Here is a 17,169-nt window from a genome sequence, read left to right as displayed (position 1 = left end):
GTGCACCTTCGCGGTCGGCACCCCACACACCGGGCACGGCACCGGAACATCCCTGGTCCGCGCCGTCACCCGAACCACCTCACCGCCGTCCACCACACTCTCGACGACCAGCGCAGACAACCCTGAAAACACAACATTCACAAGAGAGTTGGAATCATCCACGCCCCATGGTTGCAGCCGGAGACACAGCGTCACCACCGACTACGGAACAGAGCCGTTCGATTGACAGACCCGAGCGTTGGAACAGCTCGTGGCGCAGGTCTCGGGTCGAAGGCCGGGAGCGGAACTGGATCCGGCGCGTCAGCTTCGGCGCGAGCTCACGCAGCGAGGTGTTCACAGCCAACGACTTGCCCCGGCCCGCCTGCCCATAGATACAGATCATCGCCCGCGCCTCGATCGCGGCACGGATGTTCTCCCGGACCATGAGCAGCGCACGCGTGGAGACCACCTGGGCGCCCGGCAGGCGCATGAAATGGTCCTCCCGCTCACGCGGCAGCCGGCCCTGCCGCTCAGCAGACACCATCGCTCAACACTCCCCGCTGTCGTCACGTACACCAGCCGCTCCAGCCGGTTTGCCGTCGGCTGCCTGCCCGGCATCCGTTCGCGAGTCGGCCGCGCGGCGAGGGCGGACAACCGGCCGGGCCCAGGAAGCCGGGGGCTCGCGGGGAGGGATCAGGTCCGGGAGCGCCCGGGCCGCCAGATCCGCGCCCCGGGCTCGGGAGATCTCCGCCTCTGCCTGAGAGGAAGTGACCGTGCGCCGCGGACGGGGCACGGCAGCCGTCGTCGTGGCCGTGTAGCGGGTCTTGCGCAGCTTCTCCGCCGCCTTCAGATCCGCCTTCAACTGCCGGGCCTTCTTCTCCCTGACCGAACTCAGCGCACGACGCTGCTCCATCGTCGCCGCCTGGGCCAGATAGGCGGTCCCGAGGTGGCGGCCCCACTCCTCGGTGGAGAACACCTCGATCCGCCCGTCGTAGTGCGGCAGATACCGCAGCCGGACCCGCATGCCGACGTGCCCGGCCATCCACGGCGCGATGTAGGCACGGCGCCGCCATGAAATCCCGTTCGTGGTGATCTTCCGGACCCGGCCGTCGTCCTCCAGCGCGAAGAACGCCAGGCGCTCCTCCGCGACGTCCTCGACCGGTGACGGATCCGCCTCCCACGCTGCCAACGGCGTCATCCCCTTCGCGAGACCCTCAGGGTGGTGCCCGGTATTCCATCCCCTCACCCACCTCAGCAGGGCCTCGACGAACTCTGGATACGACATGAGGTCCTCCACCCGGTCCGGATGGTGAGCACCGACCGGTCGGGCCCTGCGGGTATAGCCAGGCAGAGAGACCAGGAACATCTCCTCCAGCGCATCGTTCAGCGCCTCGCCGGTGCCCTTGCGGTACGGCTTGTACGCAGGCAGATCGTGGACCGGGACCGCGAACGCGCCCAGAGCGCGCTCCACCGTCCGGCACAAGAACTCCTTGCCCCGGTCGACCCTCACCACGCCGGGCAGGCCACCGAACGGGCCATACGGCTCGGTGCGGCTGATCCCCGTGCGCAGCGCGGCCAGGACCGCGTCCCTCGCCGGCTGATGCGGAGTCACCGCGACCCCCACGATCGCCTTCGTCGCGACATCGATGAACCACGTCACCCACGGACACACCGCAGAGCCTTCGACGTCCACACGTACCGGGATCCGCTTGTGGTCCCCCTCCCAACACGCGTTCCGGTGCGTCCGCGGGCGCTTGCCGTATACGTCATACCGACGCCGGGCAGCCTCACCGCCCTTCAGGCCCGCCCGCTCCCCCGCCGACAAGTCCTGACGCATGGCACGCTGTAGAGCACGAAGAGAAGGCACCGAATCCGCGACACCGGCCTTCGCCGCCTCGGCGACCAGCTCGCGGTGGACCGCGGCCACGTTCCCGCCCCACACCGCCAGACGCGCGCGGACATCCGCACTCACACCAGTCCGCGCGGGCGTCCGGGCCGACAGGCGCCCCTCACGCCGGGCCACCGACAACCAGCTCCACACCGTCCGCAGCGACACCCCCAGAGCCTCAGCGACCAAACGTGCATGGTCGGTGGTCAACTCGCCCCGGGAATCCAACGACAGCAGACGGGCAACCGCTCCCTCACGACCCACACCCGGCTGCCACCGCGACATTTCCTCGCCGGCAGGAACCTGATCGGACACCCTCACCCCCAGCCGGAACCCCGCACCATCCGGCTGTCCACACCCGAGACTGTCCATCCCGACACGCCGACCAGACCAACACGAACGAGGGAATCGGGAGGATCGGAGTTGCCGTGAGGATGTGATCACCTCGCTACGCTGGCGGCGTGACAGGACATCCAGGCTTCGGCGCACTCCTAGCGCGACTGTCGGACCACCGGAAACTCGACATCAGCGACCTGTCCGAACGGGCCGGGGCAACCGAATCCGAGCTCCAGGCAGTACTCGACGGCGCCGTACCCCGACCGCCACTGCTCCAACGGCTCGCACCCGCGCTCGACCTGCACACCGCAGACCTCTTCGTCATCGCAGGGATGGCGGTACCGGACGAGCTGGCCTCCTTCGACACAAAGGCCGGCAGCCAGATCCCGTCGCTCGCTGGGTACGCCATGGCCCTGCCGCCAGACCACGTACGACAACTCCGTCGACTCGCCCAGTCACTGCCCCGGCACAACCGGATGCAGCCGAGTCCACCGCTCCTTGCGCACGAGCAGTACCAGCCGAGCTATGGCGCCGTACTCATGGGCATGCTCGGCAACCGGAACCTGAACTGGACGGCCTCCGCCAAGCCCCTGTACCACTTGACCGGCCGACTGCTCGCCGCGGCCACCCTCGGAGCAATAGGCCACGGCCGCAAAGAAGTAACCCCCGACCTCCTGGCCGACTTCGCGACCCTGCTCGGCGTCCCCGCCCACGACCTGGCAGCCCTGACCGGTGTCGAACCGCTGGACCAGACACCGCCACAGAACCCAGCGGCAGCCAACGTGGCCGAGCTGATCTGGGACATCCGACTCCTGACCGCAGACCAGGTGCAACACATCAGCGACCGTTCAGGGGGAGGTCGAGGAGGTCCACGCCGTGCGGCGGCCCGGCGAGTTCGCCGGCCTTCGCCCAGCCCCACCGCCGGTACAGCTCACGGGCCGGCGCCCGGTTCGAGGCGGCGAGCACGGCGTGGGGCTCGGTGCGCCCGGCCAGCAGCCGCTCCAGCAGTTCGCGCCCGTGCCCGCGGCCCCTCAGCTCCGGCAGGACCGCCAGCTCGTAGACGTAGAACAGCGGTCCGCGCAGCCGGCGCGGCGCGGGCGCGACGGCCCGCGGGTGCCACCAGCCCTCCTCGCGGCGCACCCCGTAGGCGAAGCCGCCGAGGGAGTCCCCGGTGCGCACCGTGGTCACCGAGAAGCCGGGCAGGGCCGCGTGTTCGGCCAGCTGCCCCGCGAAGGCGTCGGCGTCCGACGCGTCCTCGTGGTACGGGGGTTCCCGGTAGACCCGGTGGTAGACGTCGCGGAACTCCTCGGGGCGGCTGGTCGCGGGCGCACTTTCACGCATCGGCGGTCTCCCTCTGCACGTGGGCCGGCAGTACGCGCTCCAGTGTGCGCAGTACCACGACCGCGGCGAGGCAGCAGAGGGCGAGCACAAGCCAGGGCAGCCCCGCTCCCCTCGCCAGCAGCCAGGTGAACAGGGCCGGCGCCACCACCCGGGCCAGGCCCCACATCAGCTCCTCCAGCCCCAGGTAGCGGCCCCGCAGCCGCTCCCCCGCCAGTGCGACGGTCAGCGCGCTGCTCGCCGGTGCCTGGAGCAGTTCCGCGGCGGTGAAGACGACCATCCCGAGGGCGAGCCCGGCGAACGCGACGGCGCTGTGCCCGCCGGGCACCACCGCGAACAGGCCGAAGGACACCATCCACAGGAGGGTGGCCACCTGGAGCACCCTGGGCCTGCGGTGGCGCTCGGTCGCCCGGGCCACCGCGGTCTGCCCCACCACCACCAGGACGGTGTTGAGCGCGAAGAGCGTCCCCGGCTGCCAGGCGGGCAGGCCGCGCGCCTCGATGACGTAGGCGCTCAGCAGCACGGTCAGYGCGAGGTCGCACAGGGCGAACACACCGACGGTGACCAGTACGCCGCGGAAGGCGCGGTCGGCGAGCACCTCCCGGTACCCGGCCCGCCCGGGCGCGGCCCCGGCGGCCGCCGGGGCCGGAGCGGCCGCGCCGCCGGGCAGGGAGCGGCCGGGGACGGCGGCCGGGCGCCAGGCCGCGACCAGGGCGGCCGCCGTGAGGAACGACACCGCGTTGAGCACCACGACGGCGGTGTAGCCCGAGTTCCCGCCCCAGCCGACCACGGCGCTGCCCAGCAGCCCGCCGGCGCCGAACCCGGTGTTGCGCAGCGCGCGCTCCATGGCGTACCAGCGCGCCCGCTGCCCGCCGTCGGCCACCTGCGCCACGAGGGCGGCGGCCGCGGGCCGGAACTGGCTCTCGCCGCACAGGGTGACCGTGACGAGCACGACGAGCTGCCAGGGCACGTCGGTGAACACGTAGCCGGTGAAGGTGAGGACGCGGACCAGGTTGCTCGTGACGACCACCCGCCGCGGGCCGAACCGGTCGATCAGCGGGCCCGCCAGAGGTCCGGCGGGCAGCGAGAGCAGCGCGGCGGCCGACAGCATCAGGCCGACCGTGGCCAGGGGGATCGCCTTGGCGGCGTGGAAGTAGACCACGGCGAACGGCAGGAACAGGCCGGTGCCCAGGGCGTCGACGAGTTGCGCGACGATCAGCGGGACGCGCCCCCGGGTGTTGGGGAGGCCGAGCGTGTCGATGACGGTCATGGGGTGTCCCTCAGGCGTGGGGCAGCGGGAAGACGTTGAACCCGTCCTCGGTCAGCGGCTCCGTCCGCCAGCCGAGCTGTACGCCCGCGCGGCCGATCCGGCCGTCACCCCACATCGGCATCCCCGCGGGGAAGTTCGACACGAGGCCGGGCACCATCGTGTGGGCGGCGGAGAACCCGGCCGCCTCGACGTCACAGGTCGTCAGGTCGATGCTGATCACTTCGAAGCCGCGGGCCTCGACCCGTTGGCGGTACGCCGCCAGGCGCCGTTCCGGGAGGGCGGGCAGCCCGTCCCAGGAGCGGGTGGGCAGGTCCCGGACCCAGGGGGCGATCCGCTCGCCCGCCCGCGGGTCGAGGTGGAGCTGCTGCTGGCACAGCAGGTCCCGGACGTCCGCGAAGTCCGTGCGGTAGGAGTCGAGGTAGCGCCGGTCGTCGCGGTGCGGCTTGAGGTTGCCCAGGTGCGGCAGGTCCGCCTGGCCGCCCGCCAGCGCCTTCTCGTCGTCGAGGTAGCGGCAGGTGTGGTGCAGGGTGAATCCCTCGGCGAGGGCCTTCTCCGCCGCCTCGTGGGCGCTGGGCCGGGTGGCGAAGCCGATGGTCACCCAGCCGGTGGCGCGGTCGGTCACGGCGGCGGCGATCACCGGTACGCCGAACTCGTTGTCCAGCGGGATCAGGGTGATGTCGTAGGCGTCCAGGCTGTCGGCGACCAGTTCGCGGATCGAGTCGGGCACCGGCAGCCTCGGGAGGCGGGCGGCGTTGGCCCACCACAGCATGGTGGTGTCGCGCTCGATGACCTCCTCGAGCCCGGAGGTGACGGCGTGCTCCTCGTTCACCCCGCAGGCCACCCCGGCCACCAGCGGGTCGGAGTAGGCGACGGGGTCGTGCTCCCCGTGGGCGACCAGGAAGGCGGGCACCCACACCGGCTCGCCGGTGGTCCACGAACGGCCCTCCACCCAGGCGCACTCGCTGTCGGGGGTCAGCGGCGCGAAGGGGAAGCCCGCGGTGCGGTACTGCCGCTCGGAGTACAGGTGCAGCCGGCGGGGGTCGAGGGCGGGCACGCCGTCCCTGCGCAGCCGGGCGTGGCTGCCGTACCGCAGCCGCTCCTGCGGCAGGCGGCTGCCGCAGTAGCGTTCCACCGCCTCGCCGACGGCGCTGCGGCGGGCGGTGTCGAACTCGGACCAGGAGGTGCCGAACGCCTGCCGGTCGTTGGGCCAGTCGGCGACGCGCCGCATGTCGGCGACGTCCACCGCGCACACCCGCAGCCGCTGCGGCATGCCCGGCAGCGGGGCCAGTTCCTGGACGGCGGTGACCACGCCCACCTGGTCGTCGACGAGCAGGTCCGCCTCGGCATCTCCGCGTTCCACGGGGCGCGGCCGGGTGGGCACCGGCAGCACGGTGCGGGTGAGCCGGGTCAGGTGGCGCGGGTCGAGCTCGACCTCGTCCGGGGCGGCCTCCCCCGCGATCCAGCGTTCCAGTTCCGTGCCGAGCTGCGCGGACACCCAGCGGGCCGCGCGCCCGCGGAGGCGGGGGCCGCCGGCTTCCGGGCCGGCCTTCATGGCGTCGAGGACGCGGGGGTCGTGCGCCGCGGCGAGCCTGCGGTCCAGTACGTCGGCGAAGTCGGCGGTGGCGCCGGGGGTGACGGCCGGGCCGAGGACCGCCCGGCCGCGTTCGCGGCGCAGCGGCAGCCAGCGCAGGCCGAGCACGGCGCACAGGCCGTCGATGCGGGCCAGTTCGGTGTGGGCGGGGTGGCTGAAGGCTGCCACGAGGACGGTGTCGCGGACGTCGACGCCGGACAGGTCCTCGGGGGCGGGTCCGACGTGCGCGTACCCGGTGGTGGCCAGTGCGTGGGCGATCGGTCCGGTGAGTTCCGGTGCGCCCGTGAGGAGGACCGTCGTGCGCGCGATCCGGGCCGCTCCCTCGGCTTCGAGGGCGGCCCGTGACGGGCGCAGGCAGCCGTCGTGCCACAGGACGTCGATCACTTCGGCGTACTCGGGGGGCATTCCGGCCAGCAGTTCGGCGCGGGTCCTGGTGCCGTCGAGGCGGGCCGCCCAGGCGCGGAACTCGGAGACCGGGGCGGAAATGTGGAACTGTCCGCCGTTCGGAGTGACGAGAAAACAGAGGTTCTGTTCGAGGTCGTAGATCTCCACGTCCAGGAGTTCCAGAGCGACGTCGTCCGAAGGCATATCAGTCCCCGTTCGAATGGGTTTCCTACGCGGAACACCACGGCCGTGCGCACCACGCCGCGGCCGTGCGAAACGCCACGGTCCCGGGGCGGGCCCGGGACCGTGGCGGTCCGACCTTCAGGAGGTCAGACTCACTTGCTGACGGAGCGGTTGTGGACCACGGCGCGGTTGTGAACGACGGCGCAGGTGGCGTTGATCTTGACGGTGGAAATCATGGAAATTCCTCCCACTTCGTTTTTCGCTGACATGGAAAACACTACGGGAATTCGATCCGGTTACCCAGATGGATTATTAATGGATTCCCATGAGTAATGCACAGTCAATCCATCCGGAATCCCCGGCCGCATTTACGGTGTACGGCGCCGGTACGGCAGTACGGCGGCCGGCTCTCCGTATCAGCCGGAGGCCGCCTCGGCACGGCGCGGCGCACCCGGGGCGGCCGCGGCCGCCTCCGCGGGCGCCCCGCCCTTGCGCAGGACGGTGAGGGCGATGAGCGCGGCGACCACCAGCAGCGCGGCGCTGAGGATCAGGCCGACGGCGTACCCGTCGTTGAGGGCCGCGGGGCTGAGGGAGGCTCCGGTGCGGTGTTCGGCGGCGGTGCCCAGGGCGGCCAGGCCCAGGGAGGCCCCGATCTGGCGCGAGCTGTTGAGCAGGCCCGAGGCGGTGCCGGCCTCGTGGGGGGCGACGCCCGCGGTGGCGGTCGAGACGACCGGTCCGAGGCAGAGGCCGAAGCCGACGCTGGCGATGAGGGAGGGGCCGAGGACGTCGCTGGCGAACGCGCCGTCGGGGCTGATCAGGCTGAACCAGGCGAAGCCGATCGCGGTGAGGAGGGCTCCGCAGATCATGAGGGTGCGCGGGGCGATCCGGTAGCCGAGCTTGATGGCCAGCACGGAGCCGACGACCACGCCGAGGGCGAACGGCAGGAACATCAGCCCGGTCATCGCCGCGCCGGTGCCGAGGACCCGCTGGAGGTAGAGGGACATGAAGTAGAACGCCGAGGCCATGGCCGCGCCGACGAGCAGGTTGTAGGCGTTCGCGCCGGCGACCGAGCGGTTGGCGAACAGACCGAGCCGCACCAGCGGTTCGCGGGAGGTGGTCCGCTCCACCTGGACGAACGCGACCAGCAGCGCGACGGCGACGGCCAGCGTCGTCAGGGTGACCGGCGAGGTCCACGCGTACTGGTCGGTGCGGACGACCCCGAAGACCAGCAGGCCCAGGCCGGCGGTGGCCAGTACGGCGCCGAGGATGTCGGGCCGGCCTCCGCCGCGGGCGGGCCGGGAGTCGGCGATGCCCCGCCAGGCCATCGCCAGCGCCGCCAAGGCCATCGGCACGTTGATGAACATCACCCAGCGCCAGCCGGCGTACTCGGTGAGCAGCCCGCCTGCCAGGACGCCGAGGGCGCCGCCCGCGGCGTTCATCGCGCTCCAGATCCCGAAGGCCCGCACGCGCGGCTTGCCGGTGGGGAACGCCGCGGTCAGCAGCGCCAGGGCGGCAGGGGCGAGCGCGGCGGCCCCGACGCCCTGCGCCGCCCGCGCGGCGACGAGCTGGCCCGGGTTCTGGGCGAACCCCCCGACGAGGGAGGCCAGTCCGAACAGCCCCAGCCCGAAGAGCAGGACCCGCTTGCGGCCGTACCGGTCGGCGGCCTTGCCGCCCAGCAGCAGCAGCCCACCGAAGGAGAGGGCGTAGGCGTGGATCACCCAGGTCAGGCCCATCGCGCTGAAGCCGAGACCGGTGGCGATCTCCGGGAGACCGACGTTCACGACCGACAGGTCCAGCGAGACCATGAACTGCACGACGGCCACCGCGGCGAGCGTGAGCCCCGGCCCGGCACTCGTGCTTTCCCTGTTTAACGTCTCTTTCGTCATTGTGGATCCCGTTCTGAGGAAGTTCGTCGGTACTCCGTTCCGCTACTTTCGGAACGCGTTCCGAAAGTAGCACCGACGGGCCCCGTTGTGAACCTGGTAACCGGCACGCACCGGTTTCGTGCGGCGGGACGGCGGCACGGCATGATGGCCTGATGCCCCGACAGCCCTCCCCGCACGGCCGTACCGGCCGGCCACCGGTGACCTCCCGCGCGCAGATCCTGGCCGCCGCCCACCTGCTCATCGACCGTGACGGCTGGGAGAAACTGACCATCCGCCGGCTGGCGGCGGAGCTGGGCATCGGGGCGACGACCCTGTACCACCACATCCAGAACAAGGAGGACCTGCTGGTCCTCCTGCTGAACGACTACATCGACCGGCTCGGGCGCCCCGCACTGCCCGAGGACCCGCGCGAGCGCATCGTGGCGGCCGCCACCGCCATGCACGACGCCCTCGCCGCCTGGCCGTGGGCGGCGGAGATCCTCACCGTCGACGGGTTCGTCGGCCTCCTCGACGAGTCAGCCCTGTGGATGGTCGAGGCCGTGGTCTCCGGGGCGCACGACCGGGGCTGCACGGCGGCGCAGGCCGTCGAGGTCTTCCGCAGCATCTGGTACTACACCGTCGGCGAGATCCTGGTCCGCGCCCACTCCGTCGGCCGCAGGCCCGACGAGAGCGCCCTCACCCTGGGAACCTCCTTCGGCGGCCTGAACACCTCCCGGGTGCCCCACCTGGCCGCGATCGGCGACCAGTGGGCCGCCCTGGCCGCCCGGGACACCTACCCCCGCGGCCTGCGCGCGCTCGTCGACGGGCTGCTGGCGGACGCGCGGGCGGAGGCATGACGACCGCCCCTTGACCTCGGGCGGGGACCCCGGCCGCGGACATCGGTCGCGGACGTCGGTCGCGCTTGAGCCGGCCGGTCGGAAGGGCGCGGTCCGGGAAGCGTCGCGTAGCCGCGCGGTCAGCCGGCGGGGAGGGGCCGGGGGGCGGGAGCCGGTCAGGACGAGGTCGATCAGGCGCGGGGCCAGGGCCTCGTCGAGGGGTTCGCCGGTGAGGAGGACCCTGGCGAGGAGGGGGCCCGTGATGGCTTCCACCACGAGGTGGGGGTCCGTGCCCCCGGCCAGTTCGCCGCGGTCGATGCCGCGCCGGACGAGCAGTTCGGCGCGTTCCAGGCGGGCCTTCCAGGAGGCGCGCCGCCCTTCTTCCAGTGCGCCCTGCTCGCGGACGGTCCCCAGGAGCAGCAGTTGGGTGCCGGCCGGTGTGGCGAAGAAGCGGGTCTGTGCCGTGAACAGTTCGCACAGGTCCCCGCGGACCGTGCCGGTGTCGGGTGTGGGCAGGGCCTCCTCGGTGCGGGTGGCGAGCGCGTCGAAGATCAGGTTCTCGCGGGTCTTCCAGCGCCGGTAGACCGAGGTCTCGTGGACACCTGCCGCGCGGGAGACGGCGGCGACCGTGGTGGCGGCCAGCCCCTCGGGCGTGAGCAGGTCGACGATGGCGGCGAGGACGGCCTGCCGCATCGACTCGCACGACGACGTCACCCGCAGGCTGTGCCGCGGCGTGAAGCCGTGGTCGTCGCGGTCGACTACCGCCTGGCTCCCGAGCACCCCTTCCCGGCCGGCTACGACGACTGCCTCGCGGCGGCCCGTCACGTCGCCGACCACATCGAGGAGTACGGCGGCCGCCCCGACCGGCTCGCCCTGGCGGGCGACAGCGCCGGGGCGAACCCGGCTGCCATCGTCGCGCTCGCCTTCCGCGACGAACACCGGCCGCTGGCGGCCCAGTTGCTCACCTACCCCACCACCGACGACGGCGACCACCCCTCCCGGGTCCGGAACGCCGACGGATACCTCCTGAGCCGCCAGGACGTCCTGGACCTCCGGTTCCCGTACGCCGGTGACGACCCGGCCGTCCGCGCCTGCGCCCGCGTCTCCCCGCTGCGCGCGGACAGCCACGCCGGCCTGGCCCCGGCGGTCATCGGGACGGCCCAGTACGACCCCCTGCGCGACGAGGGCAACGCCTGCGCCGCCGCCCTCACCGAAGCGGGGGTGGACGTCTTCGCCCGTACGTACGACGGACTGATCCACGCCTTCCTCCACCTCTTCCGCGCCTCCCCGGCGTCCGACGCGGCCGTCACCGAGCTGCACGCCCAGTTCAAGGCCCGGCTCGCCTGATCCCGCCGGCACGACGGAGAGATGCAGCGACGGCGGTTCAGCGGGTTTCGGCGCGCTTCTCGTGGCGGGTGCCGCTGGGGAGGGTGATCGACATCAGGTCGCTGGGGGCGTCCAGTTCCACGCGGTGCCAGCGGCCGCGGGGCACGATCACGGCGGTGCCCGGCTTGAGTTGCACCATCTCGTCGGTGTCCGCGGCGCCGTCGGGCCCTGCGGGACGGAAGTGGACGCGGGCGCCGCCGGTGAGGCAGCACACCGTTTCGTCGGCCTCCGGGTGCATCTCCCAGTGGTCGGCGTGCACGTCGGCGTCGGTCTCCGCGTGGAAGGCCGCGAGCTGCCAGGAGCCGGAGTCGCCGTTCGCCATCCGCCGCTCGGCGGCGCGGACTTCGCCGCCGGGGTGGAAGTGCAGTGCCGAGGCGAACAGGTCGACGGCGGTGGGGGTCGTGGCGTTCACGGGGTTCATGGCGCGTCCCTCCTACGGGTTTTCGTACGTGTAAGAAAAAATACGTCAGGGGATGGCCTTTGTCGACACCTGGGGGATGATGGGGGCATGCCGCAACCTTCCGCACCGCGCAAAGCCCCGGGCCGGCCTGCCCGTATCTCCCGCGAGGAGATCATCGAGACCGCTCGCCGGATCGTGGCCGAGGGGGGAGTGAAAGGGCTGACCATGCGGCGGCTGGCCACGGAGGTGGGCAGTACGCCCATGGCCATCTACCACCACGTCCGCGACAAGGAAGAGCTGCTCGTCCTGCTGCTGGACGACTACGCCGCGCGGACGCTGCGCCGGTCGCAACTGCCCGCCGATCCCCGCGAGCGGGTCGTCGCCGCCGCCGGCGCGGTCCACGACGCGCTCGCCGCATGTCCCTGGATCGTGGAGGTGCTGACCGCCGACGACCTGATGTCCACGTCCGCGCTGTGGTTCGTCGACCAGATCGTCGACGGCCTGGTCGAATGCGGACTCCCGCTCGACCGGGCCGTACACGGCTACCGGGCGATCTGGTACTACACCGCCGGAGAGATCGTCGTCAGGGCAACGGCGGCCCGGCGGCGCGCGGACGACGACCGGGCGACCTACCGGGAGAACGTCTTCGCCGATCTCGACCCGGCGCAACTGCCCCGTCTGGCGCAGGCCGCGGGGCGTTGGGCGGCACTGACCGCCGAGGACACCTATGAGGACGGGCTGCGGGCCCTGGTGGACGGGCTGCTCGCCGGGCGGCGCGGTTAGCCGGTCTGCGCCCGCCAAGAGGTGGGCGGGGCCGCCGACCAGGTGACGGCCGGGGGGGCGGACTGCGGCGCAGAGGGGGGTGTCCCTGAGCGTCCGTCAGGCCGAGGCGGCCGATCAGCAGGCCGCGGTCCGCTGCCGCGCCGGCGACCGGCGGGGGCACCGCGTCGAGCATGAGCTTGGCCCGGCGGAACATGGCGGTGGTGCCGGTGGGGTCGGTTCCGTTCCAGGTGAGGTGCATGAACCGCCCGCCGGGACGGCCCTGGATCCAGGGGCCCGTCAGGTCGATGCCGCCCGCGGGGCCGCGGTTCGCGGTGCAGTCCAGCGTCCAGGTTGCCGAGGGGGGCGTCGCCGGGCTGGGGGGCGAGCAGCAGACCGTCGCGTGCGCGTGGCTGCACGGCGACGTGGACGTCGCCGTATCCGGGGAACCCGCGTGTGCGTACCCGACGTTTGCGAGTCCCCTCTGTTCACCCCGTACACGCAGAGCCAGATGGAACGCGCGGGCAGCGCCGCCGTCCAGACGGCACGCGTCCACGGCATGACGGGCACCGCTTCCACGCCGTTCAGCGGGTGCTTGCTCCACAGTCTGACGCCGAGGGTGTCGGAGCGGTACGGGTAGCCGGCGGCGAGCTCGCGCTCGTAGGCGGGCGTGGCCTTCGAGGACATCTCCTCCAGGGCCAGCACGTCCGCGCCCGAGGCGGCGAGGGCCCGCGCGGTCCGCGCCGGGTCGGGGTTCTCCTCGTCCACGTTGTGACTGGCCACGGTGAAGTTTCCGCCGCCGCCGGCGGATCGCTCGGATCGTGCGGATCGCTCGGATTGCTTGTCGGTGAGGGTCCCGCCGAAGAGGCAGCCCCAGACGGTCACGGGGGCCAGGACGGCGACGGCCGCGAGCCGGGAGCGGCGTACCGCCGCCGCCAGGAGGAGGACGGGGGCGCTCAGCCCGGCCCAGGGGAGGAAGGTCTGGAACAGGCTGCCGAGGTTGGCGGCCCCGTTCGGGATCCAGGTGTGCAGGGCCATCGTCAGGGCCGCGAACACCGCGTCGGCGGCGATCAGCAGGCCGCGGTCGGTGGCCACGCGTGCGCGGAAACGGGCGGCGGGACGAGGCGGAAGGGGGCCGGGCGCTCCTCTTCCCCAGTGGCCTCGGAACGGTACGGGGTGCTCAGCACGGCAATGGCCTTCCGATGTCGCGTACGCCGGTGATCCGGTACCGGCACAGCCTCGGAGACGCGCGCTTCCAGGGCGTCAGGAGAGCCCTTCGGGGGTGGCGCAGTTGCGTTTCAGCTGGGTATCGGTCACACCCAGCCGTCGCGGCACGCTGGTGTGGTCGATGTCCGTCCGTGACCGAACGATGACGTAGCGGGGAAGGGTCTGTAACTCGGTGCGGGATACAAAGAGTCGACCGTTCGGATCGCGCTACCTGCTGGGGATCATCATGAAGCTGTCCCGGACCGCCGGGCTCGCCGCTTTCGGCCTCGCTGCGGCTCTGTCGCTCACCGCCTGCAACAACGGTGAGGATTCCGCGCAGGCCCCGGCCGCCAAGGACCCCTCGGCTTCGTCGTCCTCGTCGCCGGGCGGTGGGCCGTCCCCGGACAGCAGGCCGGGCTCGGGAGGTGCGCAGGCGGGAAGCGCGAAGCCTGGCTCAGGGGCGGGTTCCTCGTCGTCTTCCGGCGCTGTGAACGGCGGGGCGGAGAGCGGGGGCACGATGGCGTTCTGCAAGACGGCGGACCTGGCCGTCGAGGCTACGAACGCCGCGCCTGACCAAAGCTCCGGCAGGATCAACATAACGATGGTCAACCGGGGTTCGGGCACGTGCTCGGCGACGGGCTTCGCGGGCGTCGACATCAAGGACGCCGACCACACTTCGAACCCCGTCGCGCGCGGGCAGGCCCAGCCGCGCGTCACCACGCTCAAGCCCGGCGACGCCGCAGTCTTCGATCTCGCCTACACCATCGACGGCAGCGGCAAGAGCCTCGCGCACCCGACCGACATCCTGGTGACGCCGCCGAACGAGACCCATACGGTGAGCCTGAAGTGGCCCGCGGGCGCGGGCGGGATCAAGGGCGCCTACACCGACGTCCAGGTCTACCCCACGCATACGACCAACTAGGCGCTTCGCAGCGGATTCGGTCGACTCCGTGGTGCGTAGCGATGGGGGTTGCGTCCGTCGGTTCGGTGGGGATCGACTACAAGCGGCGGCAGGGCAGCGTTGCGGGACTGGACGGCGTTCCGGGGGTTGCCGGTGTGGTCGTCGCGGTGGTGGAGAAGGTGAGGGGATCCGGGGGCGGGAGTTTGGGCGTACGGTGCTGGTGTGATCACGACCGCACCGGGGACCACGTTGCTGCTCGCCGCCGCGCCGGCGGGCAAGGGGCGGCTGATCGACGCCACGCGCGTCCTGCCCACCCTGGCGGCCTGCCCGTCCGCGTCCCTGACCGGCACTGCCGCCGGGACCATCGTCGAACTCGCCGATCCGGTCGACCAGCAGACGGTCCTCACCCGTATCCGGGCCACCGCGGCCGCGCCGGGTCCGTTGACGCTGATCCTCGCGGGTCAGCTCCAGCTCGACAGCAAGCAGTACGGGATCCACCTGGCTCTGGCCCGTGCGACGCCGTCCACCCTGCGGTACACGGGGCTTCCCTGGTCCTGGCTGGTCAGTGAGCTCRAGCCGCGGCGGGCGGGGAGTACGACCGTGCTGGTCGATCTGGTGGCGGCCCCCGACACCTGGCCGAGCGTCCGCACGGGGGGTCTCGTGCTCGGCCACGGGATAGCGCTCTACGGTCCAGGCGATCCACTGGCTCGAGGTCCGTGCCGACCCCGCGCACCTCGCAGGCGATGCCGCGCGCAGCTGCGAGCTGTGGATCGCGGCGGGCGAGGCCCGGCTCACCCGGCACCAGCCGCCGGACGCCCCGGAGGTGGAGGCCGCCGTGGACCGTGCCCGGCATTGGCTGCGCCCTGTCGCTGCCGTCCCACCCTGGGATCCTCCGCCTGCGTCGGCCCATGACAGGGAGGCGTCCAGGGTCTCGATCAGCTTCCTGACAGCGCTGCTGCCCTGCCCGTCACCGTCCTTGCCGTCAACTGCGCAAGAAGTGGCCGGACCTGTGCGGCCGTAGCCGTCGAGACCCGCGACCGAGGCCTGCGCCTCCAGAACGGTACGGCAGCAGCTTGCCCGGTCGGGTCGTAGCGCGTCATGAGGAGCACACCCGTCGCACCGACGGGGCTCCGCCACCACCCGCTCACACCAGAGACGGCTCACGTGTCCGCTCCTCAGGGAGCGCGCGACGGATGGCTGGCTACCGCCGCCTGACGTGGAGCAGCCCCGCCTCGTGATGCACAGGTCAGACCGCATTATCAAGGAGCCCGAAGCCTTCCGGAAACCCTTCTCCCGCCGCGCGGGGTCGGACTCGGCTTCGGCCGTCGGCTGATCGTCGACAATCGCGTGGATGCGGAGGGGCCGTGGCGTCGCGCACCAGCATTCCGATCTACGAGGGCAGGGCCATGTCGGGGAACACGAGCGGGCGGGATCTGTGGGGCAGGACGTATCTGGCGCTGCTGCCCTGGACCCGTGTACCTGTTGGTGATCTGCACGCACGTTGCACGGAGGCGGTGACCGCGGCGCTCGCCGTGCTGTGGGGCGGCTGCGGCGACGCCCTTCTCGACGCGCCGGCGGGCGACGAACAGATCCACGCGATCGTTGCCGCTCAGAAGGCGTACGGGCTCGGATGGCGCGACGCGGTGCTCGGCGGTGTCACGGCGGATGCCCGGGCCGCCCGGCTGGGCGACGGCCCGGGTGGCCTGTGGGCACCGGCCGAGCGCTGGAACCGTGGCCGGGGGCGGGCATTTCGGCCCACCCTTCGCAGCAATCTGGAATTCTTCGCGATGCATCCCTGGGCCGGGGAGTTGGCGCGGCTGCGGGCCGTTCGGTGCGCCGTCGAAGCCGCTTCGGCCGATCCTCGCACCACGCTGACCTTGCTCTTCCGCACGGCTTGGACGGACAAGGCCGCCGAACGTCGGGGCTGGGACGACGCCGAATGGTGGCAGTACCTGGATGTCGAGGCCCTGGCGGCGTGGGCGGTGGTCGCCCTGGGCCTGCCCGTGGAAGACCCCGCCGGCGCGGGAACGGCCGTCGAGGAAGCCGCCGAGGCGGTGAGTCCGTCCGACTGGACCTGGGCGGGGACGGGGCTGCCGGACGGTTTCCTCGACGCCACGTTCGCCGCGCTGGACCTGTGACGCCGACAGGGCCTGCCCGGCGATGTCGCGGGCCGGGCACGGGCGAAGGAGCCCACGGGGCGTGGGCCGGCGGCGTTTCATGCCGACGGGCGGTGCTCCCAGGGGCGAACCCGTCCGACGACGCGAGGCCGGTCGTCCTCGGGAGCCCGCAGCGCGGCGAGTACGCCCTCGCTGATCTCCCCGTGGTCGAGCCACCGGGTGTGCGGCCCGGTACCGGTGAATCCGAGGACGACGACGCGGTGGCGCGTGCGGCCGAGGGCTTCGGGCGGCCGGGGTGGGGGCGCGGTGGGAGCCAGGGCTCCGCTGCCGACGACCTCGATCACCGACGCGTCCTGCGCCAAGGTGTCGGCGACGGCGGCGTACGCGTGCGGCCGTCCCTGGGCATGAACCCACAGCACGGCCTGCCGGAACGGTCCCGTACGTGCCGCGGTACGGCGGAGCGCCCGCGCGAACCGCGCGGGCTCGGTGTAGTCCGCGCTGACGGGTATCAGCACGCCGCCCGCCGTGCCGTGACTCCCGARGACGGCCGGGGCGGGCGGCCTGCGGGACACGACGACGGTGGTGTGGCCCTCACGGACCAGCCCGCCCACGACTCCGGCCAGCATCCCCGTACCCCCGACCACCAGCACCGGACTTCGAAGGGTCGGCTCGGTGACATTCATCCAGGCATGCTCGCAAAGACCTGTCGGCTGCGCCCGCCGGCGTGAGC

At 72.3% G+C, this 17,169-nt stretch carries 15 protein-coding genes and 3 pseudogenes; 5 read left to right on the top strand and 13 right to left on the bottom strand.

Annotation, left to right across the window (positions count from 1 at the left end):
* The 8 genes and pseudogenes from AB4039_RS37970 to AB4039_RS37935 all read right to left on the bottom strand — a co-directional run.
* Window positions 1-162, bottom strand: a pseudogene (locus AB4039_RS37970) (ISL3 family transposase); the annotation flags it as partial.
* On the bottom strand, window positions 155-523 hold the full coding sequence (locus AB4039_RS37965) for a hypothetical protein (protein WP_266844935.1): 369 nt from the start codon (window positions 521-523) through the stop codon (window positions 155-157). The gene AB4039_RS37965 and the pseudogene AB4039_RS37970, both read right to left, overlap by 8 nt.
* A gap of 3 nt (window positions 524-526) precedes the next feature.
* Window positions 527-2,182 carry a transposase gene (locus AB4039_RS37960; protein WP_442272895.1) on the bottom strand — a complete coding sequence of 552 codons (1,656 nt, stop codon included), beginning with the start codon at window positions 2,180-2,182 and terminating at the stop codon, window positions 527-529.
* A gap of 476 nt (window positions 2,183-2,658) precedes the next feature.
* Window positions 2,659-3,039 (bottom strand): hypothetical protein, encoded by a 381-nt coding sequence (locus AB4039_RS37955; protein WP_442272894.1) that lies wholly within the window; start codon window positions 3,037-3,039, stop codon window positions 2,659-2,661.
* A gap of 1 nt (window position 3,040) precedes the next feature.
* Window positions 3,041-3,544: a GNAT family N-acetyltransferase gene (locus AB4039_RS37950; RefSeq protein WP_266844938.1), complete on the bottom strand. Its 504-nt coding sequence runs from the start codon at window positions 3,542-3,544 to the stop codon at window positions 3,041-3,043.
* Window positions 3,537-4,811, bottom strand: coding sequence for an MDR family MFS transporter (locus tag AB4039_RS37945; RefSeq protein ID WP_442272893.1), 1,275 nt, complete (start codon window positions 4,809-4,811; stop codon window positions 3,537-3,539). The genes AB4039_RS37950 and AB4039_RS37945 overlap by 8 nt, the downstream gene beginning before the upstream one ends.
* Window positions 4,812-4,821: 10 nt before the next feature.
* Complete coding sequence (locus AB4039_RS37940; protein WP_442272892.1) at window positions 4,822-6,990, bottom strand: YcaO-like family protein; 2,169 nt, start codon at window positions 6,988-6,990, stop codon at window positions 4,822-4,824.
* Window positions 6,991-7,385: 395 nt separating this feature from the next.
* Window positions 7,386-8,855, bottom strand: coding sequence for an MFS transporter (locus tag AB4039_RS37935; protein ID WP_442272891.1), 1,470 nt, complete (start codon window positions 8,853-8,855; stop codon window positions 7,386-7,388).
* Between the two features lie 152 nt (window positions 8,856-9,007).
* Here AB4039_RS37935 and AB4039_RS37930 point away from each other — a divergent pair, with 152 nt between their 5' ends.
* Window positions 9,008-9,691, top strand: a complete 684-nt coding sequence (locus AB4039_RS37930) for a TetR/AcrR family transcriptional regulator (RefSeq protein WP_266844942.1) — start codon at window positions 9,008-9,010, stop codon at window positions 9,689-9,691.
* A gap of 171 nt (window positions 9,692-9,862) precedes the next feature.
* Here the strand turns inward: AB4039_RS37930 and AB4039_RS37925 are convergent.
* Window positions 9,863-10,363, bottom strand: a pseudogene (locus AB4039_RS37925) (TetR/AcrR family transcriptional regulator C-terminal ligand-binding domain-containing protein); the annotation flags it as partial.
* Between the two features lie 30 nt (window positions 10,364-10,393).
* On the opposite strand from AB4039_RS37925, the gene AB4039_RS37920 reads away from it, so the two are divergent.
* Window positions 10,394-11,017 (top strand): alpha/beta hydrolase, encoded by a 624-nt coding sequence (locus AB4039_RS37920; protein WP_442272890.1) that lies wholly within the window; start codon window positions 10,394-10,396, stop codon window positions 11,015-11,017.
* A gap of 37 nt (window positions 11,018-11,054) precedes the next feature.
* Here AB4039_RS37920 and AB4039_RS37915 read toward each other — a convergent pair whose 3' ends face one another.
* Window positions 11,055-11,477 (bottom strand): cupin domain-containing protein, encoded by a 423-nt coding sequence (locus AB4039_RS37915; protein WP_266844945.1) that lies wholly within the window; start codon window positions 11,475-11,477, stop codon window positions 11,055-11,057.
* Between the two features lie 87 nt (window positions 11,478-11,564).
* Here AB4039_RS37915 and AB4039_RS37910 point away from each other — a divergent pair, with 87 nt between their 5' ends.
* The gene (locus AB4039_RS37910) at window positions 11,565-12,239 is read left to right on the top strand and encodes a TetR/AcrR family transcriptional regulator (RefSeq protein WP_266844946.1); all 675 of its coding nucleotides are present in this window, start codon (window positions 11,565-11,567) and stop codon (window positions 12,237-12,239) included.
* Between the two features lie 112 nt (window positions 12,240-12,351).
* On the opposite strand, the pseudogene AB4039_RS37905 reads toward AB4039_RS37910, so the two are convergent.
* Together AB4039_RS37905 and AB4039_RS37900 are read right to left on the bottom strand one after the other, a co-directional pair.
* Window positions 12,352-12,561 (bottom strand): annotated as a pseudogene (locus AB4039_RS37905) (DUF5990 family protein); the annotation flags it as partial.
* Window positions 12,516-13,310, bottom strand: a complete 795-nt coding sequence (locus AB4039_RS37900; RefSeq protein WP_442272889.1) for an endonuclease/exonuclease/phosphatase family protein — start codon at window positions 13,308-13,310, stop codon at window positions 12,516-12,518. The gene AB4039_RS37900 and the pseudogene AB4039_RS37905, both read right to left, overlap by 46 nt.
* A 358-nt stretch (window positions 13,311-13,668) precedes the next feature.
* Here AB4039_RS37900 and AB4039_RS37895 point away from each other — a divergent pair, with 358 nt between their 5' ends.
* On the top strand, window positions 13,669-14,343 hold the full coding sequence (locus AB4039_RS37895; protein WP_266844948.1) for a DUF4232 domain-containing protein: 675 nt from the start codon (window positions 13,669-13,671) through the stop codon (window positions 14,341-14,343).
* 1,343 nt (window positions 14,344-15,686) lie between these two features.
* Window positions 15,687-16,460, top strand: a complete 774-nt coding sequence (locus AB4039_RS37890) for a hypothetical protein (RefSeq protein WP_266844949.1) — start codon at window positions 15,687-15,689, stop codon at window positions 16,458-16,460.
* Between the two features lie 77 nt (window positions 16,461-16,537).
* Here the strand turns inward: AB4039_RS37890 and AB4039_RS37885 are convergent, their stop codons facing one another.
* Window positions 16,538-17,122, bottom strand: a complete 585-nt coding sequence (locus AB4039_RS37885; RefSeq protein WP_442272888.1) for a hypothetical protein — start codon at window positions 17,120-17,122, stop codon at window positions 16,538-16,540.
* Window positions 17,123-17,169 lie beyond the last annotated feature (47 nt).

It is taken from the genome of Streptomyces sp. M-16, from assembly GCF_052114405.1.
GTDB lineage: Bacteria > Actinomycetota > Actinomycetes > Streptomycetales > Streptomycetaceae > Streptomyces.
This window is presented reverse-complemented; position numbering and strand designations above follow the sequence as displayed.

Coding starts and splice junctions, on each gene's coding strand:
- AB4039_RS37965 (WP_266844935.1), bottom strand. CDS start 523: ATGGTGTCTGCTGAGCGGCAGGGCCGGCTGCCGCGTGAGCGGGAGGAC.
- AB4039_RS37950 (WP_266844938.1), bottom strand. CDS start 3,544: ATGCGTGAAAGTGCGCCCGCGACCAGCCGCCCCGAGGAGTTCCGCGAC.
- AB4039_RS37940 (WP_442272892.1), bottom strand. CDS start 6,990: ATGCCTTCGGACGACGTCGCTCTGGAACTCCTGGACGTGGAGATCTAC.
- AB4039_RS37935 (WP_442272891.1), bottom strand. CDS start 8,855: ATGACGAAAGAGACGTTAAACAGGGAAAGCACGAGTGCCGGGCCGGGG.
- AB4039_RS37930 (WP_266844942.1), top strand. CDS start 9,008: ATGCCCCGACAGCCCTCCCCGCACGGCCGTACCGGCCGGCCACCGGTG.
- AB4039_RS37915 (WP_266844945.1), bottom strand. CDS start 11,477: ATGAACCCCGTGAACGCCACGACCCCCACCGCCGTCGACCTGTTCGCC.
- AB4039_RS37910 (WP_266844946.1), top strand. CDS start 11,565: ATGCCGCAACCTTCCGCACCGCGCAAAGCCCCGGGCCGGCCTGCCCGT.
- AB4039_RS37895 (WP_266844948.1), top strand. CDS start 13,669: ATGAAGCTGTCCCGGACCGCCGGGCTCGCCGCTTTCGGCCTCGCTGCG.